Source organism: Synechococcus sp. BS55D, from assembly GCF_004332415.1.
In the GTDB taxonomy this organism is placed as follows: Bacteria; Cyanobacteriota; Cyanobacteriia; order PCC-6307; family Cyanobiaceae; genus Synechococcus_C.
Genome location: NZ_PHQT01000006.1, coordinates 1 through 25278, shown reverse-complemented (window position 1 = coordinate 25278; position 25278 = coordinate 1). Strand labels below are relative to the sequence as shown.

At 62.6% G+C, this 25278-nt stretch carries 29 protein-coding genes; 14 read left to right on the top strand and 15 right to left on the bottom strand.

Annotated elements, in window-relative coordinates; translation table 11 throughout:
- The first annotated feature begins 1 nt into the window (after position 1).
- Together CWE16_RS11850 and CWE16_RS11845 are read left to right on the top strand one after the other, a co-directional pair.
- Positions 2-451 (top strand): SRPBCC family protein, encoded by a 450-nt coding sequence (locus tag CWE16_RS11850; RefSeq protein WP_131454856.1) that lies wholly within the window; start codon positions 2-4, stop codon positions 449-451.
- The gene (locus CWE16_RS11845; protein ID WP_161567596.1) at positions 402-962 is read left to right on the top strand and encodes a hypothetical protein; all 561 of its coding nucleotides are present in this window, start codon (positions 402-404) and stop codon (positions 960-962) included. The genes CWE16_RS11850 and CWE16_RS11845 overlap by 50 nt, the downstream gene beginning before the upstream one ends.
- Here CWE16_RS11845 and CWE16_RS11840 read toward each other — a convergent pair.
- Genes CWE16_RS11840 through CWE16_RS12060 form a run of 6 tightly spaced genes read right to left on the bottom strand, consistent with a single transcriptional unit; the run spans position 938 to position 5460 of the window.
- Entirely contained in the window at positions 938-1744 is an 807-nt protein-coding gene (locus CWE16_RS11840) for a uroporphyrinogen-III synthase (protein ID WP_131595683.1), read from the bottom strand. The genes CWE16_RS11845 and CWE16_RS11840 overlap by 25 nt on opposite strands.
- Complete coding sequence (locus CWE16_RS11835; RefSeq protein ID WP_131595681.1) at positions 1744-2955, bottom strand: glycosyltransferase; 1212 nt, start codon at positions 2953-2955, stop codon at positions 1744-1746. The genes CWE16_RS11840 and CWE16_RS11835 overlap by 1 nt, the downstream gene beginning before the upstream one ends.
- A gap of 40 nt (positions 2956-2995) precedes the next feature.
- Positions 2996-4630, bottom strand: a complete 1635-nt coding sequence (locus tag CWE16_RS11830; RefSeq protein WP_131595679.1) for a glycoside hydrolase family 3 N-terminal domain-containing protein — start codon at positions 4628-4630, stop codon at positions 2996-2998.
- Positions 4627-5034, bottom strand: a complete 408-nt coding sequence (gene rbfA, locus CWE16_RS11825) for a 30S ribosome-binding factor RbfA (RefSeq protein WP_131595677.1) — start codon at positions 5032-5034, stop codon at positions 4627-4629. Before rbfA ends, CWE16_RS11830 begins: the two co-directional genes overlap by 4 nt.
- Before the next feature lie 8 nt (positions 5035-5042).
- On the bottom strand, positions 5043-5249 hold the full coding sequence (locus CWE16_RS11820) for a DUF751 family protein (protein WP_131454850.1): 207 nt from the start codon (positions 5247-5249) through the stop codon (positions 5043-5045).
- 52 nt (positions 5250-5301) lie between these two features.
- Positions 5302-5460 carry a hypothetical protein gene (locus CWE16_RS12060; RefSeq protein ID WP_161567595.1) on the bottom strand — a complete coding sequence of 53 codons (159 nt, stop codon included), beginning with the start codon at positions 5458-5460 and terminating at the stop codon, positions 5302-5304.
- A 173-nt stretch (positions 5461-5633) separates the two neighbouring features.
- Between CWE16_RS12060 and CWE16_RS11815 the strand changes: the two genes are divergently transcribed.
- Positions 5634-6359, top strand: coding sequence for a glutathione S-transferase family protein (locus CWE16_RS11815; RefSeq protein WP_131595714.1), 726 nt, complete (start codon positions 5634-5636; stop codon positions 6357-6359).
- Here the strand turns inward: CWE16_RS11815 and CWE16_RS11810 are convergent.
- A complete protein-coding gene (locus CWE16_RS11810) occupies positions 6271-7032 on the bottom strand; it encodes a DUF6816 family protein (RefSeq protein ID WP_131595675.1) in 762 nt (253 codons plus the stop codon). The genes CWE16_RS11815 and CWE16_RS11810 overlap by 89 nt on opposite strands.
- A 1-nt stretch (position 7033) precedes the next feature.
- Between CWE16_RS11810 and CWE16_RS11805 the strand changes: the two genes are divergently transcribed.
- A complete protein-coding gene (locus tag CWE16_RS11805; protein WP_131454848.1) occupies positions 7034-7300 on the top strand; it encodes a chlororespiratory reduction protein 7 in 267 nt (88 codons plus the stop codon).
- Here CWE16_RS11805 and CWE16_RS11800 read toward each other — a convergent pair.
- Positions 7251-7856: a shikimate kinase gene (locus CWE16_RS11800; protein WP_131595673.1), complete on the bottom strand. Its 606-nt coding sequence runs from the start codon at positions 7854-7856 to the stop codon at positions 7251-7253. The two genes, CWE16_RS11805 and CWE16_RS11800, sit on opposite strands and share 50 nt — an antisense overlap.
- 71 nt (positions 7857-7927) lie before the next feature.
- Here CWE16_RS11800 and CWE16_RS11795 point away from each other — a divergent pair, with 71 nt between their 5' ends.
- Positions 7928-8854 carry a 6-carboxytetrahydropterin synthase gene (locus CWE16_RS11795; RefSeq protein ID WP_131595671.1) on the top strand — a complete coding sequence of 309 codons (927 nt, stop codon included), beginning with the start codon at positions 7928-7930 and terminating at the stop codon, positions 8852-8854.
- On the top strand, positions 8851-9522 hold the full coding sequence (locus CWE16_RS11790; protein WP_269088350.1) for a RibD family protein: 672 nt from the start codon (positions 8851-8853) through the stop codon (positions 9520-9522). The genes CWE16_RS11795 and CWE16_RS11790 overlap by 4 nt, the downstream gene beginning before the upstream one ends.
- On the opposite strand, the gene CWE16_RS11785 is transcribed toward CWE16_RS11790, so the two are convergent.
- Entirely contained in the window at positions 9504-9944 is a 441-nt protein-coding gene (locus CWE16_RS11785) for a hypothetical protein (RefSeq protein WP_236629729.1), read from the bottom strand. The genes CWE16_RS11790 and CWE16_RS11785 overlap by 19 nt on opposite strands.
- 81 nt (positions 9945-10025) lie before the next feature.
- On the opposite strand from CWE16_RS11785, the gene CWE16_RS11780 reads away from it, so the two are divergent.
- Together CWE16_RS11780 and CWE16_RS11775 are read left to right on the top strand one after the other, a co-directional pair.
- Positions 10026-11222: a GNAT family N-acetyltransferase gene (locus CWE16_RS11780; protein ID WP_131595667.1), complete on the top strand. Its 1197-nt coding sequence runs from the start codon at positions 10026-10028 to the stop codon at positions 11220-11222.
- 9 nt (positions 11223-11231) lie between these two features.
- Positions 11232-11672, top strand: a complete 441-nt coding sequence (locus tag CWE16_RS11775) for a DUF4346 domain-containing protein (RefSeq protein ID WP_131595665.1) — start codon at positions 11232-11234, stop codon at positions 11670-11672.
- An 11-nt stretch (positions 11673-11683) separates the two neighbouring features.
- Here the strand turns inward: CWE16_RS11775 and CWE16_RS11770 are convergent, their stop codons facing one another.
- Positions 11684-13258, bottom strand: a complete 1575-nt coding sequence (locus CWE16_RS11770; RefSeq protein ID WP_131595663.1) for a B12-binding domain-containing radical SAM protein — start codon at positions 13256-13258, stop codon at positions 11684-11686.
- Positions 13259-13396: 138 nt separating this feature from the next.
- Here CWE16_RS11770 and CWE16_RS11765 point away from each other — a divergent pair, with 138 nt between their 5' ends.
- Positions 13397-13510: a cytochrome B6 gene (locus tag CWE16_RS11765; protein ID WP_201738002.1), complete on the top strand. Its 114-nt coding sequence runs from the start codon at positions 13397-13399 to the stop codon at positions 13508-13510.
- On the opposite strand, the gene CWE16_RS11760 is transcribed toward CWE16_RS11765, so the two are convergent.
- Positions 13497-14735 (bottom strand): MFS transporter, encoded by a 1239-nt coding sequence (locus CWE16_RS11760; protein WP_269088349.1) that lies wholly within the window; start codon positions 14733-14735, stop codon positions 13497-13499. The genes CWE16_RS11765 and CWE16_RS11760 overlap by 14 nt on opposite strands.
- Complete coding sequence (gene rimO / locus CWE16_RS11755) at positions 14732-16129, bottom strand: 30S ribosomal protein S12 methylthiotransferase RimO (RefSeq protein WP_131595661.1); 1398 nt, start codon at positions 16127-16129, stop codon at positions 14732-14734. Before rimO ends, CWE16_RS11760 begins: the two co-directional genes overlap by 4 nt.
- 113 nt (positions 16130-16242) lie before the next feature.
- On the opposite strand from rimO, the gene CWE16_RS11750 reads away from it, so the two are divergent.
- Positions 16243-17184, top strand: coding sequence for a vitamin K epoxide reductase family protein (locus CWE16_RS11750; protein ID WP_131595659.1), 942 nt, complete (start codon positions 16243-16245; stop codon positions 17182-17184).
- 25 nt (positions 17185-17209) lie between these two features.
- Here CWE16_RS11750 and nadB read toward each other — a convergent pair whose 3' ends face one another.
- The 3 genes from nadB to CWE16_RS11735 form a co-directional block, all read right to left on the bottom strand.
- Complete coding sequence (gene nadB / locus CWE16_RS11745) at positions 17210-18892, bottom strand: L-aspartate oxidase (protein WP_131595657.1); 1683 nt, start codon at positions 18890-18892, stop codon at positions 17210-17212.
- Between the two features lie 82 nt (positions 18893-18974).
- Complete coding sequence (gene psbU / locus CWE16_RS11740; RefSeq protein WP_131454839.1) at positions 18975-19352, bottom strand: photosystem II complex extrinsic protein PsbU; 378 nt, start codon at positions 19350-19352, stop codon at positions 18975-18977.
- A gap of 112 nt (positions 19353-19464) precedes the next feature.
- Entirely contained in the window at positions 19465-20223 is a 759-nt protein-coding gene (locus CWE16_RS11735; protein WP_131595655.1) for a DUF3120 domain-containing protein, read from the bottom strand.
- Between the two features lie 114 nt (positions 20224-20337).
- Between CWE16_RS11735 and CWE16_RS11730 the strand changes: the two genes are divergently transcribed.
- Genes CWE16_RS11730 through CWE16_RS11715 form a run of 4 tightly spaced genes read left to right on the top strand, consistent with a single transcriptional unit; the run spans position 20338 to position 25178 of the window.
- Entirely contained in the window at positions 20338-21198 is an 861-nt protein-coding gene (locus CWE16_RS11730; protein WP_131595653.1) for an undecaprenyl-diphosphate phosphatase, read from the top strand.
- Positions 21199-21218: 20 nt separating this feature from the next.
- Positions 21219-22607, top strand: coding sequence for a TIGR03279 family radical SAM protein (locus CWE16_RS11725; protein WP_131595651.1), 1389 nt, complete (start codon positions 21219-21221; stop codon positions 22605-22607).
- A gap of 33 nt (positions 22608-22640) precedes the next feature.
- A complete protein-coding gene (locus tag CWE16_RS11720) occupies positions 22641-24368 on the top strand; it encodes a TolC family protein (protein WP_131595649.1) in 1728 nt (575 codons plus the stop codon).
- 9 nt (positions 24369-24377) lie between these two features.
- On the top strand, positions 24378-25178 hold the full coding sequence (locus CWE16_RS11715) for an inositol monophosphatase family protein (protein WP_131595647.1): 801 nt from the start codon (positions 24378-24380) through the stop codon (positions 25176-25178).
- Positions 25179-25278: the final 100 nt, after the last annotated feature.

Here is a 25278-nt window from a genome sequence, read left to right as displayed (position 1 = left end):
CATGGGACGTTGGCTCGAACACACCGTCACCACGGAGGTCAAAGCGCCGGTGGACCGCGTCTGGGCGGTGTGGAGTGACCTCGAGGCGATGCCGCGTTGGATGCGCTGGATTGAGTCAGTGAAGACCCTCGAGGATCCTGATCTCACCGACTGGACCCTTGCCGCTCAAGGATTCCGATTTCAGTGGAAGGCCCGGATCACCACCCGCGTGGAAGCTCAGCAGCTGCATTGGGAGTCCGTGGGTGGGCTGCCCACCAAGGGTGCCGTCCGCTTCTATCCCGAGGCGGATGATCGGACGGTGGTGAAGCTGAGTGTCACCTATGAGCTGCCTGGAGTCTTGGCACCCCTGATGGAACCGACCATCCTGGGTGGGATTGTCACCCGCGAGTTGCAGGCCAACCTTGACCGTTTCCGTGACCTGGTGGAAAGCGATTACGCCGTTTCGAGCTGAGCTGTTGCTCTGCACCCTGTTGGCGGCCTGTGGCATTCCAGTTGCGCGCACGCAGAGCCCAGCGCCATCTGTTCAGCCTCCTGCTCCTGAGAAACCAGCTGAGGGTGCCGAGTCGGCAGCACCCACTCTCCAGGCTCCGGGGCTGGTGGCTCTGCCCAGTAGCGCTCAAGTGGAGGCGGCTGTGCCGCGCGGCCGTCCTGATCCATTCGCGGCCCTTCCCCTCGCTGCAGCTTCTGCAACGGCTGGAGCTGCCCAGGCCAAGCCAGCGACCTCCGGATCTGCACCGATCCTCAGCCTGCAGGGGGTGCTCGCCGTGGGCGGTCAGCTCCAGGCGCTGATCACGACGGATGCAGGCTCCGGTGCCGTCTGCGTCGGAACGCGCGGCCGTTGTTTTGCTGAGTCGGCACCTCTCCTTCCTCCCGACTGGAGCGTGCGGGCGATCGATCTGCGCAGGGGCTGTCTCATCTATGCCGTCGGTGCCAAGCTTCAGCCGCCCGTCTGCATGACCTGAACGCAGCATTGCACCAACCCCTCCAGGTCGTGGGGGTCGGCTTCACCATCCACCCGGCCCAGCAGTTCGCGGCAACGCATGCTGGTTTGGGGACCAATCGAGATCAGCTTCACCTCCCGTAGGAGTGCCCGCCAATCAGCCCCAAAGCATTCGCTTAGCAGGGATGCGGTATGCGACACGGTCTTCCCGCTGCTGAACGTGATCGCATCCACCTGCTGGTTCTTCAGGGCCTCTGCGGTGACAGCCGGCATGTCTGCGGGGCAGCGTGATTCATAGGCGGCCACTTCCACCACCCTGGCCCCGGCTTCCCCGAAGGCTTCCGCCAACACGGTGCGACCGCCGCTCTGCACGCGTGGCAGCAGCAGGCGAAGGCCCCACCCCGACACGGGGAAATGCTCGATCAGGCTGTCTGCCACGAAGGTGGGCGGCACGAAATCCGCGGGAGCGCCAAGCGCCTCCAGGGCCGCTGCAGTTTTGCGGCCAACGGCGGCAATCTTCAGGCTTGCGGGGCGACGGCTGAGGCTGCGGCCCGTCAGTTGCAGGCGCTCCTCCACCGCGTTCACTCCATTGGCACTGGAGACCACCAGCCAATGGAATTCATCCAGTTCCGACAACGCGTCATCCAACGGCCCCCATTCATCGGGCGGGCCGATCACCAAAGCCGGTAGGTCGAGCACCGCCGCACCGAGCTGCTCGAGCTGCTTCCTGGCTTCCCCTTGCTGCTCCTGAGCCCTGGTGACCACGACGGTGCGCCCGAGCAGGGGCTGCGCTGCGTTGCTCATCAGCGTGCCTCGTCCAGTTTCACGAGGCCCTCCACCTGGGCCCGCAGCGCCTGGGCATCCTGTGGGCGCGCCTGTTGATGAAGCAGCTCAATGGCCAGACGGAAGCTGCTCCTGGCCCCATCGATGTCGCCCCCGAGTAGCCGAGCGACCGCCAGGTTTTGGTGGCTTTCCGCATGCTGAGGGTTCAGGGTCAGGGCCCGTTCATAGGCCTGGAGGGCTGCGGCGATGTCGCCCTTGCGGCGTTGCATCAGCCCAAGGTTGTACCAAGCAAGGGCCACCTCCGGTGCCCTCTGGGTGGCAGTGCCAGTGAGCTGCAAGGCCTCTTCGAGAGCCCCCTGCTGAAGCAGCAGGGCCGCCAGGTTCAAGCGAGCGCCCAGGCCCAGTCGGGTGTCGATCGGCAGCTCCAGCGCCTTGCGGTACGTGCTGATGGCCGTGTCTGGATCCGTCTCTGCCTGGGCGATCGCCAGGTGCAACAGCAGTTCGTAGTGCTCGGCAGGTCGTTGTTCTCCCTGGGTTGCTTCCAGGGCCGCGAGTCCCTGCTGCAGCAGGCTGAGGCCCCGCTCCCTGTTGCCTTCGGAAACCTCGAGGGCGCCGAGCTTCGCGCAGGCGTAGGGGTCGTCGGGGTGCTCCGCAAGGGTGGCTTCCATGGCCTGGCGCAAGCGTTCGGCTTTGTCACTCCCTTGCAACAGCTCAGGGCGGTAGCCGTCATGCAGCAGGGCCGGCTCACTGCAGTTGACGATGCGCCAATGGGGTTCGCGGTCCAGGATCCCCTGCACGCTGTCGTCAATCATGGAGTGATAGGGCCGGCTCCAAGCGATGTCGGGATGTCGGCGAAACAGTCGGCTCACGCTGGAATAAGGCGCCATGGCCGCCCCCTGCTCGTAGCGGAGCAGGTTGACCACGAGCACATCCGGCTGGGCCATCAATGCCTTGAGAGGGGGGATGGCTTCCGGGCGCAGTTGCTCATCGGCATCCAGCACCAGCACCCAGTCGCCCTTCACATGCTCGAGGGCTGCGTTGCGGGCTGGGGCGAAGTCGCCTGGCCAGTCGATGCGCTCCACCCGCGCACCCGCTTGTTCCGCCAGCGCCATGGTGTTGTCGGTGGAGCCCGTGTCTACCACCACCATCTCGTCCACCAGGTCCTTGACGGATCCCAGGCAGGCCTCCAGACGCTGCGCTTCATCGCGCACGATCATCGAAAGACTGAGCATCGGATCGGGGCCGGAACTGGTGGGAGATTACGGCTGCTGCTCAGTCCGTGAAGCCCTCGACGGTCATGGCACTCGGGTCCGATGATCCCAGCAGCAGCGAAAGTGCCGCCTGCTGAGCCTCAGCCATCTGTCCTGGGGCATAGACCGCTGGGATCTGCGGCTCGAGCTCCCCGCGCAGATTGGCCCAGGTGTATGGGCATCCATACACCACAAGACCCGCCAGTCGCTGCTGTCTTTGGAGTTGCCGCAGCGCTGCGCTCCAGGGTTCGGCTCGATCCCGCTCGCCCCGGAAGGGGTTGCCCCGCAGGAACAGTTGCAGCAGCACGTTCCCATCGCCGAGGCGCTCAAGAGCGAGGGGGTGCTCGTCTGCTCCTGGTTGCCATGGCGAGATGCCTTGGGGGTGGCAGATCAGGCTTCGATAGCCAGCTGCCTCCGCCAGCGCCAGCGACGGTGCATCGGCTCGCAGCAGGGGCGATGGCAGAACAGTGTCGACTCGCAGCAGGTTGATCCCTTCAGCGTTGAGAGGTGGCAGGGGCAGTGGTCCCTGGGTCTCGAGGCTGAGTTGAATCAGCTCCACAGCCAGGCTCCTCTCCCCATCGAGTTCAAGGGGCTCGTCTTGAAACCCCTCGCCCGTCGTTCCGGAGGCGGCAGCTGCCGCGACCTTCTGGAGCGCATGCTGCCGGCGGGCGAGAGCCGTCTCTAGGTGCTCCCGGGGGATGACGCCGTTCTGGAGAGCAGCCACGATCGCCTCGATGGCGGCATCGGCATCCGCCGGCATCAGGATCAGATCCGCCCCAGCGGCGAAGGCCAGCCGCGCTGCCTCGCCGGCACCCCAGCGCTTGCTGATCGCCTCCATCACCAGTGCGTCGGTCACGACAAGCCCCTGGAAGCCCAGATGGTCTCGCAACAGATTGGTTAGTACTGCCCGGGAGAGGGTGGCTGGAAGCTCGGGATCGAGGGCCGGGATCAGGAGGTGGGCCGTCATCACGCTGTCGACTCCAGTTTGGATCAGCTGCGCAAAAGGGGGCAGTTCCACGCGCTCCAGGCGAGCTTTGTCGTGGCGAAGCACCGGCAGCTGCAGGTGGGAGTCCACGCCGGTGTCCCCGTGGCCAGGGAAATGTTTGGCGCAGCCGAGCACTCCTGTGCTGGCCAGTCCCCGCTGGAAGGCACAGGCGAGGGCCTTCACACAGTCTGGAGAGTCGCCCCAGGCCCGAACGTTGATGACCGGATTCCCCGGGTTGTTATTCACATCAGCAACCGGAGCGAGCACCCAGTTCAGTCCGCAGCGTCTGGCCTGACGTCCGGTGCAGCGTCCGTAGCGCTCCGCCAGCGCAATCGCTCGTTCGGGATCGCGGGCATGCAGTCGGCCGAGGGCCATCGGAGGCACCAGCCAGGTGCCCCCCTCGAAGCGTTGGCCGACCCCTTCCTCCACATCGGCACACAAAAGCAACGGCTCTCGGGCCCAGCTCTGCAGGGTCTGGCAGCGCTGCTGCAGTTCGGTGCTGCTGCCGCCGAGCAGAATGACACCACCAATCCCCTCACCGATCAGACGACGCAGCTCCTGATTCGGGAGTTCCCAGCGGGGGTAGCGGCGTTGTCGGTCTTCAGCATGGCCGCTGCCGCGCACCACCAGCAGCGAGGCCACCTGTCGTCGCAGTTCGGCCTCGGGGCTCATGGCCGCTCATCATCCGCGTCGGAGCCTTCGGGGATGTCTCCCCGCTCCTGACGCTCCTCCTCCAGGCGGTTGAGCAGGCTCAACACGGTGGTGCCCTTCTCAATCCCACGATCCTGCTGGAACACCACCTCAGGTGCTCGACGCATCTGCAACCGACGCCCGAGTTCACCACGCAGGAAGCCGCTGGCGGCCTGCAGTCCTGCGAGCACTTCTTGTTTCTGGCTGTCATCGCCATAGATGCTCACGAAGATCTTGCAGTGCTGCAGGTCTCCGCTGACCTCCACTTCGGTGATGCTCACCATGCCCTGATGGACCCGCTCATCGCGGATGCCGTTGATCAGTAATTCGCTTGTTTCGCGTCGGATCAAGGCCGCAACTCGTTCGACACGCCGTCCCGGTGCCATCGCCTTCTTCAGATCAGGGGGGATGGCGTCACCATGGCACGGAGCACCAATCCCACACTGATCAGGCCGCTCACCAGGGCGCCAATCAGCGCCACAGCGGTCACAGGATTGCTGCGCCGCTGGGCCAAGGGCTCCGCAACCGAGTTGAGAACCCCCAGGCTGAAGGCGATCAGATAGCGGGGATACCGCGTCACATTGATGAAGAAGTCCTTCATGGCCGGGAGCTACAGCTGAAGCGGCTCCCCATCATCGCCGAGACCCTGAAGCTCAGGAGCGTTTGAGGTAACGCTTGCGTCCATCGGCAGTCAGCACATAACGACCGCCATGCGGCCCTGTGAAGACTTCCATCTGGAGAGGAGATGGAGTTTCCGTACTCATGCTGCGCATGAAATCGATCATGCGTTCCAACAGTGTGGTGTGGGCCATGGGGCAGGTTTCTCTCTTCAAGGTATGGATCTGTCAAGACGATTTGCGCTCAGTTCATCACTGCTTTTTCAGCCTGTGGTGCGCTTGGATTGCACACAGTCCACACCTCAATCCTCCCGATCTCAGCGCTGATCCTGGATGGCTAGCCTGGAAGTCGCAGGCGGGTGTTGACCGTGCTGGAGCTGCATCAATTTCGCCATTCCGCCTTTTGTCTGAAGGTGCGGATGGTGCTTCAGGCCAAGGGGCTCAGCTATCGCGAGGTGGAGGTGACGCCGGGCTTGGGTCAGGTCGACGTCTTTCGCCGCTCTGGTCAGCGACAGGTGCCAATGCTGGTCGACGACGAGACGGTGATTGCCGATTCCAGTTCCATTGCCGCCTATCTCGAAACCCTTGCCCCAGAGCCGCCTCTCTGGCCCGAAGACCCGCGGGCGGCAGCGCAGGTTCATCTGATCGAGGACTGGGCGGATACCACCCTGGCCCACGCCGCCAGGGTGGCGTTGGCTCAGGCCGCCACCATTGACTCGGAGCTTCGGGTTGCCCTGCTGCCCGATGACCTGCCGGAGCCCCTGCGCCGCACGGTTGCAGGGATTCCGACCGGACTCCTGCAGGGGGTTGGGGAGATCATGGCTCAGGGGGAGCGTGCGTCTCTGCTGACCAGCCTGACCCAGTTGGCTCAGGCGCTGGAGCAGGCTCCTTGGATCGTGGGCGATCGCTTGTCGATAGCTGATCTTGCTGTTGCCGCTCAGCTGTCACTGTTGCGCTTTCCTTCCTCCTCGGGAGCCGCCTTGGCAGGTCGCGGTGTGGCTGGGCTCAGTGACCACCCCCGCCTCCAAGGTTTGTTCCGTTGGAGGGATCAGTTGGAGGCCCAGCTGATGCAGAGCGATCCTGCAGTCGTGTGAGTTCGAGCCGGTAGCGATGGACTGATTCAGGGCTGCGATTCAGCCCTGTGTCGGGTCCGCTGTAGCGGGCCTGCCATTGATCGGCGCAGATGCGTTCGCGGGACGCTGGGGCGCATGGTTGATAACGGCTCAAGGTTTCAACCCTGCTGATCCTCGGAGCCTCAGGACCGTGGAGGATCTGTAGGACCAGTTCGTCACTGAGGAACTCGCTGACGACATCGCTGCGGTTCGGATCACTCTGTCGTCGTCCGATCACGGTGGTTTCCAGCAGGCGATCGCCGCGCAGCCTCGCGAGTTGGCGGTTGGGTTCGCGCTCAGGTTGCTCGACTGTCAGCAGAGTCGATCCGAGAACTGCCTGGCCAACGGCAATGGCATTGAAGGCTCTGTCGCCGACCACAGCACCCCCCCGGCGGATGAATCGAGCCTTGTGTTCTAGGGGCGAGGACTCATCGTCCGGACTGTCCAAGGCCATGCTGCTGACCTTCCATTCGCCTTCAAACCAGCTGGGGTAGACGAGATCACTGTGGCGGCCAGGACGGGGGAGGGGGGCTGGCAGCTGCCATTCCGGCCAGAGCTGAAGGCGCTGGTCCAGCGTGGGATCGTCCGCAGACCAGGCTTGTCCGGCCCCGCTCAGCAGAAGCAGTCCGATGATCAGTGGCAGCAGTCCTTGCACCTTGTCTGACCCCCTGATTCGTGCCTGTGATCACTACGTGGTGCTTGAGCCTGGTCGCCCGGAGCAACTGCTCAGCGCTGCCGACACCCTGACATGGCTGGAAGCGCACTTGCGGGCGCTGGATGCGCTTCCTTCCGACCTGCAGGCTGCCGGTTCCGTTGCGGCGGCCGCCATCCGGCTGCTCGACACCGCCTGTGATCTGGAGGTGGCTCCCGGGGTCACACTCCAGTGGTTTGCGGTGCGCCTGGAGCCCCCTGGACGGGACTGAGCACCCCTGGGATGGCCTCCAGTGCCATGGCGGCGACGGCGTCTGGTGATTGCGACTGGATCCGTAGATGCAGATCAGCCTCGGCGTAGAGCGGGCGTCGGGCTGCGAGCAGCGCATCGAGGCTCGCTTCGGGATCCGCGTTCTGCAGGAGTGGCCGCTCTCCAGGATCCCGCTGCAGACGCTCCAGCAGCTGCTCCCGGTCGGGGTCGAGCCAGATCACCAGCCCCTGATGCAGGACCCCCCAGTTCTCTGGTCGCGTCACGACGCCACCGCCTGTGGCCACCACCAGGGAGTGTCGTTGTCCGATCGCCTGCAGCACCTGGGCTTCGAGGGCGCGGAAACCTTCCTCGCCCTCGTCTTGGAACAGACGTGGAATCGAGCGGCCAGCCAACTGCTCAAGCACTGCATCGGCATCAACAAATCCGTATCCCAGGGCCTGGGCCAGGGGCCTGCCGCTGCTCGTCTTGCCGCTGCCCATCATCCCCACCAGGTAGAGGTTGCGGCCCCCGAGCCTTGTCTTCAGAGGGTGAACAGCTGTGGGGGAAGACTCGGTCATGGCGAGGGAACCGCGGGGTCGGACGGTGGAAGACAGGAACTCCCTAGGATGCCTCCTGGTCTGGGCATGCCATGGCTGACATTTCCGCAATGGCCCCTGCTCCCCATGGTCAGGGTCGACGCTGTGTGATTACACGGCGGGCCTGCTTCAGTTCGTCGCATCGTTACTGGCTCCCAGAGCTCAGTTCCGATGACAACAATGCCCGATTCGGTGCTTGCGCCCTGGCGCCTGGCCATGGGCATAACTACGAACTCATCGTCTCGATGGCGGGTCCCCTTGATGCGGACGGCATGGTGCTCAACCTCTCGGAGGTCAAGCACGCGATCCGTGAAGAGGTGACCGGATCTCTGGACTTTCGCTGTCTGAACGACGCTTGGGATGAGTTCGACGTCTCCAAGCCCGAGGGCTGTCTTCCCACCACGGAAGCACTCGTCCGCGTGATCTGGACGCGTCTTGCTCCCCACCTTCCTCTGGTCGCTTTGCGGCTTTACGAATCACCAGGCCTCTGGGCCGACTATCTCGGACACGGCATGGACGCTTTCCTCACGCTTCGCACCCACTTTGCGGCTGCACACCGCCTGGCCCGCCCTGAGCTCTCCCAGGAGGAGAACGAGCGGATCTATGGGAAGTGTGCAAGGCCCCACGGCCATGGCCACAACTATTTGGTCGACGTGACCGTGCGAGGCACGATCGACCCACGGACCGGGATGGTCTGTGACTTGGCGGCGCTTCAGAGCCTTCTGGATGACCTCGTGGTCGAGCCTTTCGATCACACCTTCCTCAATAAGGACGTGCCCCATTTCGCCAGCTGTGTTCCCACGGCGGAGAACATTGCGCTTCATATTGCCGATCGTCTCGCCACTCCCATCCGGGCCATCGGAGCGGTGCTGCACAAGGTGCGCCTGCAGGAAAGTCCAAACAACGCAGCTGAGGTTTATGCGGAGACGCCTCAGCTGAATGCGAGCCCAACCGCCCTTGAGGCGGTGTTGGCCTCCTGAAGCTCACCGAAGCACCGACGCTTCGGCTGGTGCTCGCCATCAGCCTGGACGGCCGCCTCGCCCCTGCTGCTGGCGGAGCTGCTCAGCTCGGTGGAACCGGGGATCGTCGCGTTTTGGAGGAGGCCCTGGCCTGGGCTGATGGCGCCCTGATTGGCGCAGGCACGCTGCGGGCCCATCGCACGACCTGCTTGATTCGCGATGGGGAGCGTCAGGCGCAACGGGTTCAGGACGGTAGACCTCCGCAGCCGGTGGCCCTGGTGGTGTCTCGTCACCAGAGCTTTCCAAGTGAATGGCCGTTCTTCCGGCAGCCCCTGCAACGTTGGTTGCTCACCCCAGCTGTGGCCGCTCCAGTGCCCTCAGGGTTCGACCAGCGGCTGACGCTCTGTCAGTCCTGGCAGGAGACACTCCGCTCCCTGGCTCAAGCGGGGCTCCAGCGCGTCCTGCTGCTCGGTGGTGCTCAGCTTTGTGGATCACTGCTGGCCGAGGATGTTGTGGATGAGTTGCAACTCACGCTGACTCCGAAGCTGCTAGGGGGTGCTCACCACTGGGTGCCGACCGGTCCCAAGGGGCTGCCTGACCTGCTCGCGGAATCAGGCGCTTGGGGCCTCGAACGTTGCGATCGTCTCGAGACCGATGAAGTGCTGTTGCATTACTGCCGCCAGCGCTGAAGAAGATCCTGAAGGGGGAGGTCACGAAGGTTGCTCTCCTGGAGGCCCAGCAGGGAGGCCAGACAGCGCTTGATCACCACTTCGGCATCGTCGCCGACTCTGCCGGTCAACAGTTCACTGATCACCCCCAGCTCCCGGCCTGTGCGACTGGTTTCACGGATCAGGCAGGCGCTCACTGGCTTGGCGAGCGAGCGGCAGGGCTGTTCCGCCAGCTTGTTCAGCTCTGATTCCAGAGCTGCTCCCCCTTGCCTGCCGATCAGTTGCCGGCATTGATCGGTCAAACGCGATTCAATCCGGGGCTGCATCATCTGCAGCACGGGGGCCAGCCAGCCGGCCGAGGCTGCTGGGCTAGCCAGCGCCAGGCAGGCGACGCTCAGCAGCGCTGTTGGCATCTGGCGCTGGAGAAGGGATGAACCGAGCAAGGCGCATCACGGGCGGGATTGAATTCTGATCCCTGCCCGTCGCCATGGTTAGGGTCACTGCGACTTCGCCCTTTGGCGGTGATGGCATCCCTCTCCGCCCGGTGGCACCGCTCCCTTCGCGAGATTCCAGAGGCCGCCTGGGAGCAACTGGTCGGCTCGCAGGCCATTCCCTTCTATCGCTGGTCGTGGCTCACGGCCCTGGAGGAGTCCGGGAGCATCGTGCCGGAGCAGGGATGGCAGCCCCTGCATCTCTCCCTCTGGCGTGGCGCAGACAGGCTGGTGGCTGTCGCGCCTCTCTATCTCAAGGGGCACAGCTATGGCGAGTTCGTCTTCGATCAGGCTTTCGCAAGGCTCGCCGCTGATTTGGGGCTTCGCTACTACCCCAAACTTCTGGGCATGAGTCCGGTCAGCCCTGTCGAGGGTTATCGCTTCCATATCGATTCTGCGGAGGATCCTGCGGTCCTGACCGCGCTGATGTTCGAGCTGATCGATGATTTTGCGCGACGAAACGGCATCCTCAGCTGCAATTTTCTCTATGTCGATCCCGCTTGGCGGCCCCTCGCCGAGGTGGCGGGCTGTGCGACTTGGCTGAATCAGCAGAGTCTCTGGTCAGCCGAGGGACAGCGGGATTTCAACGATTACTTGAGGGGCTTCAATGCCAACCAGCGCCGCAATATCAAACGGGAACGCAAGGCCGTTCGCGAGGCGGGTCTTGAGGTGACGGCCCTGAGGGGTGAGACGCTGACCCCTGGGTTGTTGACACGCATGCATCGCTTCTACGAGCAGCATTGCGCTCGCTGGGGGATGTGGGGAAGCAAATACCTGGAGGCCTCCTTTTTTGATGCCCTTGCGGGCGAAGCCCTGCGTTCGCATGTGGTGTTGTTCAGTGCCCATCGGGGCGATCCCCAGGAGCCAGTGGCCATGTCGCTGTGTATTCAGGATCAGCAGCAGCTATGGGGCCGTTACTGGGGCAGTGACGAGGAGATCGACTGCCTGCATTTCGAGGTCTGTTACTACGCACCAATCGCCTGGGCTCTGGAGCAGGGGCTGCAGCACTTTGATCCCGGTGCCGGGGGCAGCCACAAACGCCGCCGCGGATTCGTCGCCAGGCCTCAGCACAGCCTTCACCGCTGGTACGACGAGGGCATGGATCGCTTGATCAGGACCTGGCTGCCCAAGGCCAATGCCCTCATGGTCGAGGAGATTGATGCGGTGAATGCTGAACTGCCCTTCCGGGCAGAAGCTCCTCAGTTGGGAGCGACGGCGGCTGATTTGTAGGGTGTCGGGATGGCAAGCAGCAGTTCTTCGGCGTCGTCCCACCCCTCCGCATCCGAGCCGGTGGCTCCTCCTTGTGATCCGGGTGAGGGCCGGGCACTCGATGATCGATTGTCCCAGCGTTTCATTGCCCTCGATCCGGCCGGGTATTTCTTGATCCGGGTGGATGCGGCCTCTGCAGAGCTGGTGGCTGAGCATTACCGAAATGATGTGGATGACCGAGGGCGTGCCACGGATCCCGACACAGGTGAGGTGCTGGGTTGTCGGGGCGGTGGACCCCGCTCCCCTGATCGTGTGTACCGCGGCAAGACGGCAAAACAGCTGGGAATCGAGCTCAGCGAGGGGGATGAGCCCCTTCCTATTAGCCGGCTCGACCACGCCCTGTATCTAGGGCGTGAACTCCAGAAGGCCGAGCAGTGCCTCCTGGAGGGGCGCCCCTACGTGCAGGACTGAGAGCGTCTCGATCAGGCCGGTTGAAGTTCGCGCGGATTGCTGGGTTCCTCGGGGGGCAGTGATTCGAGCTGTTCTCGAATCTCCCGCTGCACGATGGAGCGATATTCCAGGAAATGTTCGTTGTGCGCGAGCACCACGAGGAACTGCTCCAGCAGGGCCGGGTTGTGGCGGGCCATGCCGAGCATGTAGCGCCAGAAGCGGGTCCGGGTGCTTCGCTTGACTCCCTGGCGCCAGATCACGATCGACAGCGCTCGGAGATCCGTCCAGGTGGGCAGCTTGGCAGCAGCCTTCCAACGGGGTGCCCCCATCTTGAGGTAGTAGGTATAGACCCGATCCATGTAGGCATTAGGTTCGTAAAGAGCGCAGAAGGCCTCTACGTATTCGTTCGCAATGTCCCGGATCGGGCGGGTTGGTTTGAAGTTCAGAAGGTTCGTCTGGTTCACCCCCTTGGCGGCGGCTTTCTCCTGAATGAGGCGTCCTTCCTTCTCCAGGCGATACCAGAGCGCCGTGTTGGGGAGAGCTTGCAACATGCCCATCATTGCGGCCGGGATGCCAGTGCGGGTCACAAAGTCGACGATCCTGCGACCGGCTCCATCTTTTTCGCCATCGAAACCGATGATGAAGCCCGCCATCACCCGGATTCCGTTGGCGGTGATCCTGTCGACAGCGGCATCAAGAGGGTTGCGCGTGTTCTGCACCTTCCGTGCTGTTTCCAGGCTCGCCTCGTCGGGCGTTTCGATCCCGAGAAAAACGCTCTCAAAACGGGCGTCGTGCATCATCTGCATCATCTCCTCGTCGTCGGCGAGATCGACGGAGGCCTCGGTGGCGAAACTGAACGGGTAGCCCCGCTCCTCCTGCCAGCGCCTGATTTCAGGAAGCAACAGCTTGGCGTTCCGTTTGTTGCCGATGAAGTTGTCGTCCACCAGAAAGATGGAGCGTCTCCAGCCCAGGTCGTAGAGCCGCTGTAGCTCGGCGATCAGCTGTTCGGGGGTTTTGGTGCGGGGCTTGCGGCCGTACAGCACGATGATGTCGCAGAACTCGCAGTTGAACGGACAGCCACGGGAGAACTGCACGCTCATGGAGTCGTAGGCATCCAATTCCAGAAGGTCGAATCGGGGAATCGGAGTCGAGGTCACATCCGGTTTGTCACCCTCCGCGCTGAACCGACCGCTCCGATCACCGCGTTGAATTGCTTCCACGAACATCGGCAGAGTGATCTCACCCTCGTCCAGCACCTTGAAATCCGCTTCGGCGATCTCCGGTGCATCAGGGGTGGAGCTGGCGTAGGGGCCACCAACGGCAACCAGGAGGCCTCTCCGTTTGGCTTCGGCGATCTGTCGCTGCATGTCGTCCTTCTGGACGATCATTCCCGAAATCACCACCAATTCCGCCCAGTTCCATTCCGCTTCGGTGAGCTCCCGCACATTGCGGTCAACCAACTTCATCTCCCAGTCCTGAGGAAGCAGGGCTGCAACGGTTGCCAGTCCTAGGGGTGGAAGCAGAACCTTGCGGTTAACGAGCTCGAGGATTTTTTCGTAGCTCCAGAAGGTCTTCGGGAACTGGGGATAGATGAAGAGGGTGCGCATGGATCTTGCTGGCGGACGCTGGCTTGACGGTGCTTGGGCTGGTGGCGCTGAGCTGGGGCTTGCCGCTGACCCTTGGCGCGGATTGCGTCAACCTTAGGGGGTGTGGCCACGAAGGCGTCCCTGTTTCTGGTCTAATAGTTGCGACTTGCTGTGTCTGTCGTGGGCGTTGTCATCTATCTGGGTTTGGTCGGTGCCGGTCTCGTTACCGCTGCAGTGATCAGCGGCGTGCTGCGTGGCATCAAACTGATCTGAGCTTGTTTGTCTCGTCCAGCACGGTTTGACCGCGCTGGCTGATTTCAACTATGGCCAGCGCAAGGCCAATGCCTCCGGCAATGGCGAATGCGCTCTTGAGTCCGAGGGTGAGTGTGATGGCTGCGGCCAGTATTCCGCTCAGTCCTCCGCCCCCAAGGAAGGCGATCTGACTGAGACCTGCCATCCTTCCTCGCATCACCTGCTTGGATCCAACTTGGGTGATCAAATTGGTGCTGCTCAGAAGCCCGGCTGTTCCGGCTCCGATCAGAAAGGCCATCATCAGCACCAGGCCTCGCGTCTCACCCTTGGCCATTCCCAGCTGGGCCAAGGCCGTGATCAGAGCGAAGCAACCCAAGGTCAGGCATGGACGCTGACAGAAGCGGTGACTATTTCTCTGCAGCACTAGGCCGCCGGTAATGCTCCCTGCGGCCAGCACGCTGGTGAACAAGCCAAGATCCCTCGGATCAGGTCCGATCGTGTCGGCGGCGATCAGTGGTGCCAGGCCGGGGTGGAAGAAGCCCACCAGGCAGATGACCGCGGTGAAGCGCAGCACATGGCGCAGAGTGGGCCCGCAGTCGCGCCAGGCATGCAGCAGGGACGCGTGTTCTTGATTGCCACTGCGCTGTTCCTGTTCGAGATTCGGTTTGAGCAGCCAGATCACGCTGGCAATGGGCAGCAGATAGGTGAGGGCATCGAGGCTGAGGGCTGTTGCTGCTCCCGTGAGGGCCACCAGCCATCCCCCAATTGGGGGACCCACGAGCTTTCCGACGTTGAAGACCACGGAAAAGCTGGTGAGGTAGGGGGCGAGCTGGGTGGGTTCATCCACCAGCAGTGCGCAGTATTTGTTGCGTGCTGTGAGCTCGTAGGCGCTGGCGATTCCCACCAGCAGCGTGCTGCCCAGCAGTGCGCCGACCTGGGCAGTGCCTTCTAGGAGCGGGATCGACAAAGCGCCTAGCAGTCCAGCGGCCAGCAGTGCCCACTGGGCCTGAATGAGCACTGTTTCGCAGCCGACCCTGTCGGTCCTCACGCCCGCCGGCCCACTCACCAGCAGGGTGGGAAGGGACAGGGCTGCGAAATGAAGGGCCAGCAGCATCGGATTTTCCGTGCCGTTCATCAGGATCCAGCCTTTCGCCGTGAGCCCTGCGAAGGACCCTGCGGTGCTCATTCCTGACGCCACAAGAAAAATGCTGCGCTGTCTGGCCTGGGAGAACCGTGTGGCGGTCACGATGAGGAGCGGGCGGCCGCCACCATGGCCGCGGCTCCCACCATCTGCCCGCTCAGGTCATAGACGTCGGAGCCGGTGATTTTGACGGGCACCATCGTGCCAGGACCAGCCTGCAGACCGTTCTCCCCTGGCTGGACGAGCACCTCGCCATCCACCTCAGGCGCAAAGCGTCCGCACCGTCCGATCATGGCGCCAGTGGAGGGGTTGTGCTGCTCGATCAACACATCCACTGTGCGACCCACCCAAGAGGCATTCGCTGCGGCGGAGATCGGTTGCTGAAGGGTCATCAGCCTGTCCTTGCGGGCGATGGCAAGGTTCTCCGGGACTCGTTCAGGCAATGCGGCTGCCGGGGTCCCCTCTTCGGGGGAGAACGTGAACACGCCCACATGATCGAAGCGCTGGCTCTCCAGGAAGCGAGCCAGATGCTCGAACTGGGCCTCGGTCTCCCCTGGGAAGCCGACGATCAGCGTGGTGCGTAGCACCGCGTCGGGGAGCTGGTCGCGGATGCGGTCCAGCAGTCGTTCATTCACCTCTGCCTGCCAAGGACGGTTCATGGCCCGCAGCACATCGGGGTGACTGTGCTGCAGGGGCAGATCCAGATAAGGCAAGACGTTGGGCACCTCCCGGTAAGCACTGAGCACTTCGGGGGTTAGGCCGGTTGGATAGGCGTAATGCACCCGGATCCAGGGGATCTCCACCTCGCCAAGGGCGCGCAGCAGATCAGCTAGGCGGGGCTTTCCATAGAGGTCCAGTCCGTAGTTCGTGGTGATCTGGCTGATCAGGATCAACTCCTGCACACCCTGGGCTGCGAGCTGATGGGCTTCGGCCACGATGGATTCGATCGGCCTAGAGCGTTGATCGCCTCGAAGATGGGGAATGATGCAGAACGCGCAGCGGTAGTCGCAGCCCTCGGCAACCTTCAGATAAGCCACGGCCTCGCCGGTGGTTCGGTATCGGGGCAGGTGCTCATCACCCACGAAGGTCGGGGTCCGGCTGACCCGGTTCACCCGCTCCCCGGCTTCCACCCTCTGTAGCACCTCAACAATGTGCTGGTAATCGCCGGTGCCCACGATCGCTTTTGCTTCCGGTAAGGAGTCGAGCAGTTCCTCCTGAAAATGCTGCGCCAGACAGCCGGCGATGATCAGCTCCTTTCCCTGTTCTGCCAGGCCCACCAGGGTGCGCACCGATTCCTCACGGGCGTCCTGGATGAAACTGCAGGTGTTCACCACCACCACGCTGGCGTCGTTTTCATCGCTGCTGACGCCGTAACCCGCTTGGGCCAGGAGCCCAAGCATGTGCTCCGTGTCGACCCGGTTTTTTTCGCAGCCAAGATGGGCAAAGGCAACGGTCGGTCGACGGGTTGTCTGAGCCTCAGTGCCTGGATCTTTGCTCATGCCCCGACCGATTCGGCAATCTCTCACCATAGGGTTGCGGCACTATTCCTTTGTGTTCAGAACGGTTCTGGCCGGCGGTTGCTGTCAGACTTGACGCGCTCTGGACGCAGCTGATGTCGACCACCCGCCTCACTAGTCGTCGCCGCCAGGATTCCGGGTCGAAATGGGTCCGAATCGCCATGGCGGTTCTGGCCACGGTTGGGGTGATCGACACCGGCTCAATCACTCTCAAGCGCTGGGGAATCCTGGGGGATCTCAGCTGCCCGCTGGGGGCTGACGGCTGTGACAAGGTCCTGAACAGCGCCTGGGGCACCCTGCTTAAGGGGGATGGTTTCAGTATTCCGCTCTCCTTTGCCGGCCTGATTGCTTATTTGGCTGTGCTGGTGATGGCGATTGTGCCTCTGCTGCCTGGGTTAGCGGAGAACAAGGCGAATCTGTCTCGACGCACCTGGTGGGGCTTGTTCGTCGTGTCCGTTGGCATGGCGATGTTCAGCCTTGTGCTGGTGGGCCTGATGCTGTTCAAGATCCAGGCCTTCTGCTTCTTCTGTGTTCTGTCGGCACTGATCTCGATCGCTTTGCTGATTCTTTCGGTCGCCGGCGGTGGCTGGGAGGATCCAGCGCCGCTTCTGTTTCGAGGGGTGTTGCTGGCTCTTGCCGTTTTGTTGGGCAGCTTGATCTGGGCTTCGGTGGTCGACCCCAATCGCCCTGACGCTGCGGTAACCGGGCCTGGAGCGCCTCCCTCTGTCACCACCTCGAGCAATCCAGCCAAGATTGAGCTTGCTGAGCATCTCACCGCTTCCGGTGCCGTCATGTACTCGGCCTACTGGTGCCCGCACTGCCATGAGCAAAAGGAGTTGTTCGGCCAAGAGGCCGCCGCCAAGCTCAAGGTCGTGGAGTGTGCCCCGGATGGTCAGAACAGTCAGACCAAGCTCTGCCAGCAAAAGGGCGTTGAAGGCTTCCCCACCTGGGAGATTGATGGAAAGCTCGATTCCGGTGTGAAGCCACTGGCCGATCTCGCCAAGCTTTCCAATTACCAGGGCCCAAGCATCGACTGATTTCGATCGCCTTCACTCCCGTGAGTCAGCGCACAACGGGTCGGGTTCCGATCGCCTGGCCCAGCTGTTGTCTGGAATGACATTCCCACTGGGGCATGGGCCAGGGAGCGTCATGACGGAAATGGCCTCCGCGACTCTCCTTCCTGAACAGACAGGCCTCCAGAAGCAGGGCACTGGCGCGCAGTCGATGCTGAAGGTCGAGCAGAAGGTTCAGCTCCCGCCGGCTCTCCTCATTCAGTCGGTGCAGCGCGTCCACAGGCTGTGATCTGATCAGTTCCAGGGATGGCTCTGCTTCCAGTTGGTCCAGCGTCACTTGAACCTGATTCAGAGCCTGCGCCATTCCGCGGCTGTCCCGGTCCACTCCCGCCACCTGCCAGCAACGCAGTCGCCAGATCTCGATGGTTGCGATCAGCTTTTCGGCGCTCATCCGGCTGCGGCTCTGCAGGGGTGCGCCTGCCCGGAGATCGGTGCCTGGGTGATGGACGATTGCCTTGGCTGGAGCGTTCGGAAGGTCGATCGTTCGTAGCTGTCGGGCAAAAACCAGGCATTCCATCAGGGAATTGCTGGCTAGGCGGTTGGCACCATGCAGCCCTGTGCAGGCCACTTCCCCCACCGCGTAGAGACCAGGAAGGTTGGTTGAGGCATGGAGATCAGTGGCCACTCCTCCCATCCAATAGTGGGCTGCGGGGGCCACGGGAATCGGCCGCTCCAGAGGATGAAGCCCAAAACTGCGGCAGCGTTCGAGGATGGTGGGAAAGCGCTGGACTGCGCGCTCTCGAGGGATCGGTGAGAGGTCCAGGTCGATGTGATCCGTGCCCCGGTCGCGCATGGAGCGCACGAGCGCCCGGCTGACCTGGTCGCGCGGTGCCAGATCAGCTCCCGCAAGATCTGCGACGGGGCTTTGCCCTTGGTCGTCGCGCAGGACCGCCCCTTCGCCACGCACCGCTTCTGAAATCAGGAAACAGGGGGCGCCTGGAAGTCGCAGAGCCGTGGGGTGAAACTGCATGAATTCCAGATCTTCAACTGCAGCCCCCGCCTGCCAGGCGAGGGCGACGCCTTCTCCGCAGGCCTGGGGGGGATTGGTGGTGTTCGCATAGAGATGGCCTCCTCCCCCTGTGGCGAGCACCACAGCCCGGGCTGAGATCCAGTGCAGACTTGGGCCATCGAGCACCTGAACTCCGCAGCAGCGACCGTGCTCTACCCAAAGTCGGGTCACGCGGATCCCTCGGCGATGCAGAAGGTCATGACGTTGTTCGACGCGTTCGCGCAGCACATCGACCAGCGCCCTTCCGGTCTGGTCTTGCACGTGCAGCACCCGGTGATGGCTGTGGGCTGCCTCAAGGGTGGTGGCTAGCTTGCCGCTGCTGTTGCGATCGAAGGCCATGCCCAGTTGCTGAAGCCTTTCAACGCAAGCGGGGGCCTGATTGACCAGCAGTTCAACAGCATTCCTGTCGCAGAGCCCTGCCCCGGCGATGAGTGTGTCGCGGGCATGACTGCTGGCACTGTCTTCCGGTCGAGTCACGGCGGCAATACCGCCCTGGGCCCATCGACTAGAAGAGCGCCTGCTGGTGTTGCGATTGAGCAGCAGGATGCGCAGTCCTTCGGGGAGCTCCAGGCAGGTCATCAGACCGGCAGCTCCTGCACCGATCACGATCACATCCCATGGCCCTGGGGGAATCGGTTCGCTCGATGGCTGGTGCTGCGTCATGGCATCAGCAAAAAAACCGCCGGGGTCACCGGCGGTTCGGGATGAAACATAGTTTGACCGAAGTCGGTCTCAAGATCGGCACTCAGCGGTACTGACCATCGTTGATGCGGTCGAAACCTTCGTTCAAGGCAATCGAGGGAGCAGTCACCACAAAGTTGTCGCGATATTTGGCGAACAGTTCCTTCTGACGATCACTCAGGTCGAGGTTGAGCACATCGTCAACACTTTCATAAGGACCGCCGAGCACGATCTTGCCGGCGAGGGTGGGATACATCCCCGGGAATTGCTGGAACCGGCGCACAGAAGAATTGTTGAGGTCGACCTTGTTACCTCGCTCGGCCAGTTTCTCGTCAGCGACATTGCGAAGGTCGTCAGCGTGCACGGCTGGGGGCATGACGAGGCCAAGCACCAGGCCTGCCATCAGCATCACACCAGTCAGCCAGGAGACCAGCCGCTTCATCGGAACACTCCGTCAGGGATCGGAACGGGACTGCCGGCGACGCCGGTGAGCAAACCTTACAAGTGCGTCACGGACAAACCCCCCGATGAGGCGTGAGCTTTTGCAGTTCGTTTCAGATCAGTCCACTGAAGCGCGGTTGGATCAGGGCCGTCAGAAGGAACAGGCCGTCGATCATCAGGGTCGTGATCAGAACAGCGGAGGCCACTCCCCAGCTGGCATCACCTGATGGGCAGAGACGTCCACGGCGGCGAAGGGTTCTGGCGATCAGCAGGATCAGGCCCGTGAAGGCGAGAAGGATGGCTAGCGAGGTTGGGCGGCTCAGGGTCAGGGCAGCCTGCTGGAGAAGCGGCTGAGCTTCCTCGATCGGTGCCTCAACCACTGCTGGCCAGAGGCGCATCACGCCGGTGAGCGCCATCGCCAAGTCAGTCAGTGTTGTGCCAACCAAAGAAGCTAAGTAAAAACTGCAACCCAGGCGCCAGCGCCCTTGCAGACCTGTGAGCGCAAGGGGAAGGGCAAGGGCTTCGATGGGGAGATGCAGGAGCGGATGGGCCCGCAGCCAGCCCCAGAAGAGAGTTCCCGCGAGCCAGCTTCCACTGAAGCCAACCAACAGAGCACCCCAGCGGGCTTTCGCTGGCTCAACTCTCATTCCCAGCAGGATCCCGACACCCAGGAGCAGGAAGCTGAACAGGCCGGCACTGAAAGGGTGGAGGCGCACCCAGGGGGCCTGAAGAAAAACCGGCAGCACGACAAGTGCCGCTGCTCCACGGGAAAGGATGACCTCCTCCCCAGCCTTCGGAATCGGAAGCAGCAGCTCGGCGCCATTGAGCCTTGGAGGGTCCAGGGCAGCCGTTTTGATCAGGCCGCTGGACAACGGACGACTCCTGATTGTGAAGAAAGTCCCGAAACCTTAGAAGATTCGACCCCGCCCACTGCGCTGGCGTCGGTCGCTCGGTGGTCATAGCGTGCGGCTGCTTCGAACCGATTCATGACCGACGTCGCCACCGCCCCCGGGCTGCTCGAAGCCTGCTGGCGGGATTTTGTGCTTGGCGTGGTGCAAGGGCTGACGGAATTTCTGCCAATCAGCAGCACTGCTCACCTCAAGGTCGTTCCCGTCCTGGCTGGTTGGGGTGACCCCGGCGTCTCGGTGACAGCCGTCATTCAGCTTGGAAGCATCGTGGCGGTGATTGCTTATTTCCGTCAGGACCTTCAGAGCGTGCTGAAGGGCATCTCAGTCGCTGTTTCCCGTGGCCAGTGGCGTGAACCCGAGGCTCGTCTCGGTATCGCCATGGCGGTGGGAACGGTCCCGATCCTGATCGCAGGTCTGGCAATCAAGCTGTTCTGGCCTGCTTATGAGTCATCGCCCCTGCGCAGCGTGCCTGCCATTGCCGTGGTCTCGATTGTGATGGCCTTGCTGCTGGCCCTCGCCGAGAGGATTGGTCCCCGGATTAAGCAGCTTGTTCAGGTGGAGGGGCGTGACGGGTTGGTGGTTGGCCTTGCCCAGGTGCTGGCGTTGATTCCCGGCGTTTCGCGTTCGGGCAGCACGTTGACAGCCTCTCTTCTCGATGGCTGGCAACGGCAGGATGCGGCCCGCTTCTCCTTCCTGCTGGGAATTCCGGCGATCACGATCGCTGGACTGGTGGAACTCAAGGGTGCCTTCACCGAGCCGAGCGGCGGGGGTGTGCTGCCTTTGCTGGTGGGCATCGTGTCGGCCGCCGTGGTGTCCTGGCTGGCCATTGATTGGCTGCTTAAGTTCCTCCAAAGGCACAGCACCTGGATCTTCGTGATCTATCGCTTGCTCTTCGGGGTGCTGCTCCTGGTCTGGTGGGCCGGCTCAGGATCAAACTGAGATCAGCTGCCTCCATCGCGGTGTGGAATGAACCATCCGCCGGCGTCGCTCTGGCGGCCCTGGATCCGGAATCGGCCTCGCGTCAGCCCGCACCAGCCGTCGTGGCCGCCGTTGAGCCTGGGTCCATCGGCGAAGAGTTGGGTTTTGAACCAGGAGACCAACTGCTCAGTATCAACGGCATCCGTCCGAGGGATCTGATCGATTACCGCTATCTGGTGGTGGAGGAAGAGCTCCATCTCGAGGTGATGGATGCAGCGGGCGAGCTTCATCAGGTGGACCTTGAAAAGGATGCGGATGACGGTCTTGGTCTTCAGTTCACCGAGGCACTCTTTGACGGACTGCGTCAGTGCAATAACCACTGCCCCTTCTGTTTCATCGATCAGCAGCCGCCTGGGCATCGCAGCAGCCTCTACCTCAAGGACGATGACTACCGGCTGAGCTTTCTTTACGGCTCCTATCTCACACTCACGAACCTCACCGAGGCGGATTGGCAGCGCATCGAGGCCCAGCGCCTGTCTCCCCTGTTCGTGTCCGTGCATGCCACGGATCCAGACCTGCGCTCCAAGTTGCTGGAGAATCCGCGCGCCGCACTGTTGCTGGATCAGCTGCGCTGGTTTGCGGAACGCGATTTGCAGATTCACGCTCAGGTGGTGGTCTGCCCAGGCCTCAATGACGGAGCAGCGCTGCAGCGCACATTGGAAGACCTTGCTGCGTTTGCGAGCGGTGCTTGGCCTGCCGTGCTTTCGGCCGCTGTGGTGCCCGTGGGCCTGACTCGCTTTCGGCCTTCCGGCGATGGACTGGTCCCTGTCGATCCTGACCATGCCAAGGACGTCATCACCCAGGTCGAGGCCCTACAGAGCCACTTTCAGGAGACTCTGGGCAGTCGGTTCGCCTGGCTCTCGGATGAGTGGTATCTGATCGCAGGCCGTGCCCTCCCGCCACGAGCCAACTACGAGGATCTGCCCCAGCAGGAGAATGGAGTCGGAAGCATCCGAGCCTTTTTGGAGGACTTGGATCAGGCCACCGAGACCCTGCCCCCTCGGAGTGCAAAGCCGATGCGCAGCAGCTGGGTGGTGGGTCGTTTGGTCGACCAGGCCTTGAGACCCGTGTGTGACCGCCTCAATGGCATCGAAGGGGTGTCGCTCTCTCTCCACGGTCTACCGAGTCCCTACTGGGGACAGGATCAGGTGGTGACGGGCTTGCTCACCGGTGAGGATTTACTGGTGGGTCTTGAGGGGGTCGACCTCGGTGATCAGCTCTTATTGCCCTCGGTGATGCTCCGACAGGGGGCGCCGGTGTTTCTCGATGACATGACCCTGGAAGAGGTGCAGGCACGATTGCCGGTCACGATCCGGATCGTGCATGGAGCAGCTGACATCGTGGCCGCAGTGCTCGGTCAGGAGCCCTAAAGCCCCTAAGCTCCCGGCAGATTGCAATCTGTCGTGGCCAGGACCGCTGCCCGTTTTCTTCTCATTGCAGGTGCTCTGGCCGCGACTGTCCCTGCGGGACTGCAAGCTCAAGATGCACCTGCTCAGGCCCCGGTGGCCTCTGAGGCAGCGAACTCTGGAGCGCTGATTGATCAGAAGACCCTCCCGACCGCCATCGAGCTCAAGGGACCGCGTCCGAAAGCCGATCCGTCCGTTCTGCCCCCTGCTGCCACCACGCTTCCTGAAGCGCTGAGCCCCCTGCAGGCGCCTCCAAGTCTGGCGCTCCCAGACAAACCGTCTCAGGTGCGGATCCGTGAACTCCGTCCGCTCACCCTCGCGGAATCCGAGCAGCTGATGGAGGTCAACAACCCCAGCCTCAAGGCAGCGGCCAGTCAGGTGGAGCAAGCCAAGTCGGCTCTGCTTGCCGAGATTTCCCTCTGGTATCCCACGGTCAATCTCTCTGCTAACGGTCTGCCCCAGTACCTCGCCGCTGATCAATATCGCAATCCTGATTTCGCACCCACGTTCAATCCCTCGACCGGAGCACCGTCCACGGCTCCCTACACCACCAGCAGCCAGTGGACGGCCAATTTCGCGGCCCAGGTCCAGTGGAACCTCATCGACCCCAAGAGAGTGCCAAGGATTGCTGCAGCTCGCGACAATTTTGAACGCGCTCGTGATGCTTACCTGATCGCTCTTCGGGACCGACGGCTGGAAACAGCAGAGTCCTATTTCGATCTTCAACGCGCCGATGAGCAGGTGCGGATCGGTCAGCAGTCGGTGCGGGCTTCCCTGGTGAGCCTGAAAGACGCCCGCGCCCGCTTTCAGGCTGGTGTCGCCACCAAGCTTGAAGTGCTGGAGGCTGAAACTCAGCTTGCCCGAGATCAGCAGGTGCTCACCAACGGCATCGGCTTCCAGAACAAGACCCGCCGATCCCTGGCCGGATTGTTGGATCTCCCCCAGGACGTGACCCCTACCGCTGCAAGCCCATCGCAGGTGATCGGCGTCTGGCAACCCTCTTTGCAGGAGAGCATCGTGGCTGCCTTTGCCTTCCGCGAGGAACTTGATCAGCTGATCCTCGATATCTCGATCAACAACAGCAATGCCAATGCGGCGCTCGCTGCTGTGCAGCCTGTGCTCAGTCTGGTGAATACCTTCAGCACGGCTCGCTTCCAGGGCCAAACCAACGTGGTTTCGCCCGTGGATATGGACGATTACGGCTGGAATGCCAACAACACGGTGGGCCTGAATGCCACCTGGAACATCTTTGACGGCGGGCGTGCCCGCGCCGAATACCGCCGCAACAAGCAGCGGGCTGAGGAGAGTGCCTTCAACTTCGCCTCCACCCGTGATCGCATCCGCGTTCAGGTGGAGGAAAGCTTTTACAACCTCCGCACGGCCAATCAGGACATCTTCACAACCTCCCGGGAAGTGTTGTCAGCCAGGGAGTCGCTGCGTTTGGCTCGTCTGCGTTTCCAGGCGGGTGTGACCACCCAAAGGGAAGTGGTGGATACCCAGCGGGATCTCACCCAGGCCGAGGTTCGCTATGCCGATGCGATCAACACCTACAACAAGAGCATTGCCCAGCTGCGTCGTCGGACCGGTCTTGATCAGGTGAAGGCCTGTCAGCCTCAGAACCTCCCAGCCGCCAAGCCGGCTGAGGACGATGCCTACACGGTGCCGATCGAACCTTCTCCGAATCGTCCGGCTTGCCAGGCCATGGCCTCCGCTGCCAAGGGCTGATTGGTATCTGTGGCTGAACTGCTCACGTTCCATCAATTGACCGGCGTTCATCAGTTGCTGGATCAGGTGGCGGAGCGACAGCGGCGTGATTTCGGCCACATCGTCTCTGATGTGAAACCTGACGGCACTCTGATCACTGCCTGTGATCGGTGGAGTGACAGTGCGATCGTTGACGGCTTGGCTTCCCTGGCCCCAGGTGAGGGGGTCTTGAGTGAGGAAGGGTCCAAGCAACTTCCAAAAACGGAGGCTTATTGGGTGGTGGATCCCCTCGATGGCACCACCAATTTCGCTGCTGGTATTCCCTACTGGGCCATCTCAGTGGCCCGTTGCATCGATGGCCGTCCGGTTGAGGCTTTTCTGGAGATTCCATCCCTTCATCAGCGGATTGTGGCGATTCGTGGCAAGGGAGCCTGGCGAAATGGCAAGCCCTTGACACCCCAGACCCGCCTTGCCGCTGACAGTGCCTGTGTGTCTTTATGCAGCCGCGCGATCCGCGTGCTCCAGCGCCGTCCCGATCAGCCGTTCCCCGGGAAGATCCGGCTTCTTGGGGTGGCGAGTTTGAATTTGCTCAGCGTGGCGATGGGGCAGACCATGGCTGCCTTGGAGGCCACTCCGAAAATCTGGGATCTGGCTGCGGCTTGGTTGGTGCTCTCCGAATTGGAGTGCCCCTTGCACTGGCTCGCGGCCGATCCTGCCTGTCTTCAGCCCGGGATGGACCTTGCTGAAGCGGATTTCCCGGTGTTGGCTGCGACCTCTCAGGAGCAGCTGCAGCGTCTGATGCCCTGGGGAACAGCGCTACTTCGCCCCTGAGGTTGCGAGTAGGGGAGTTGATGGGTTATGTTTTTGGACTGCGCGGGAAGCCGAAGGGCGGAAGGCGCAGCCGAGAGGAGCACAGGGGAAGCGAGAGCTT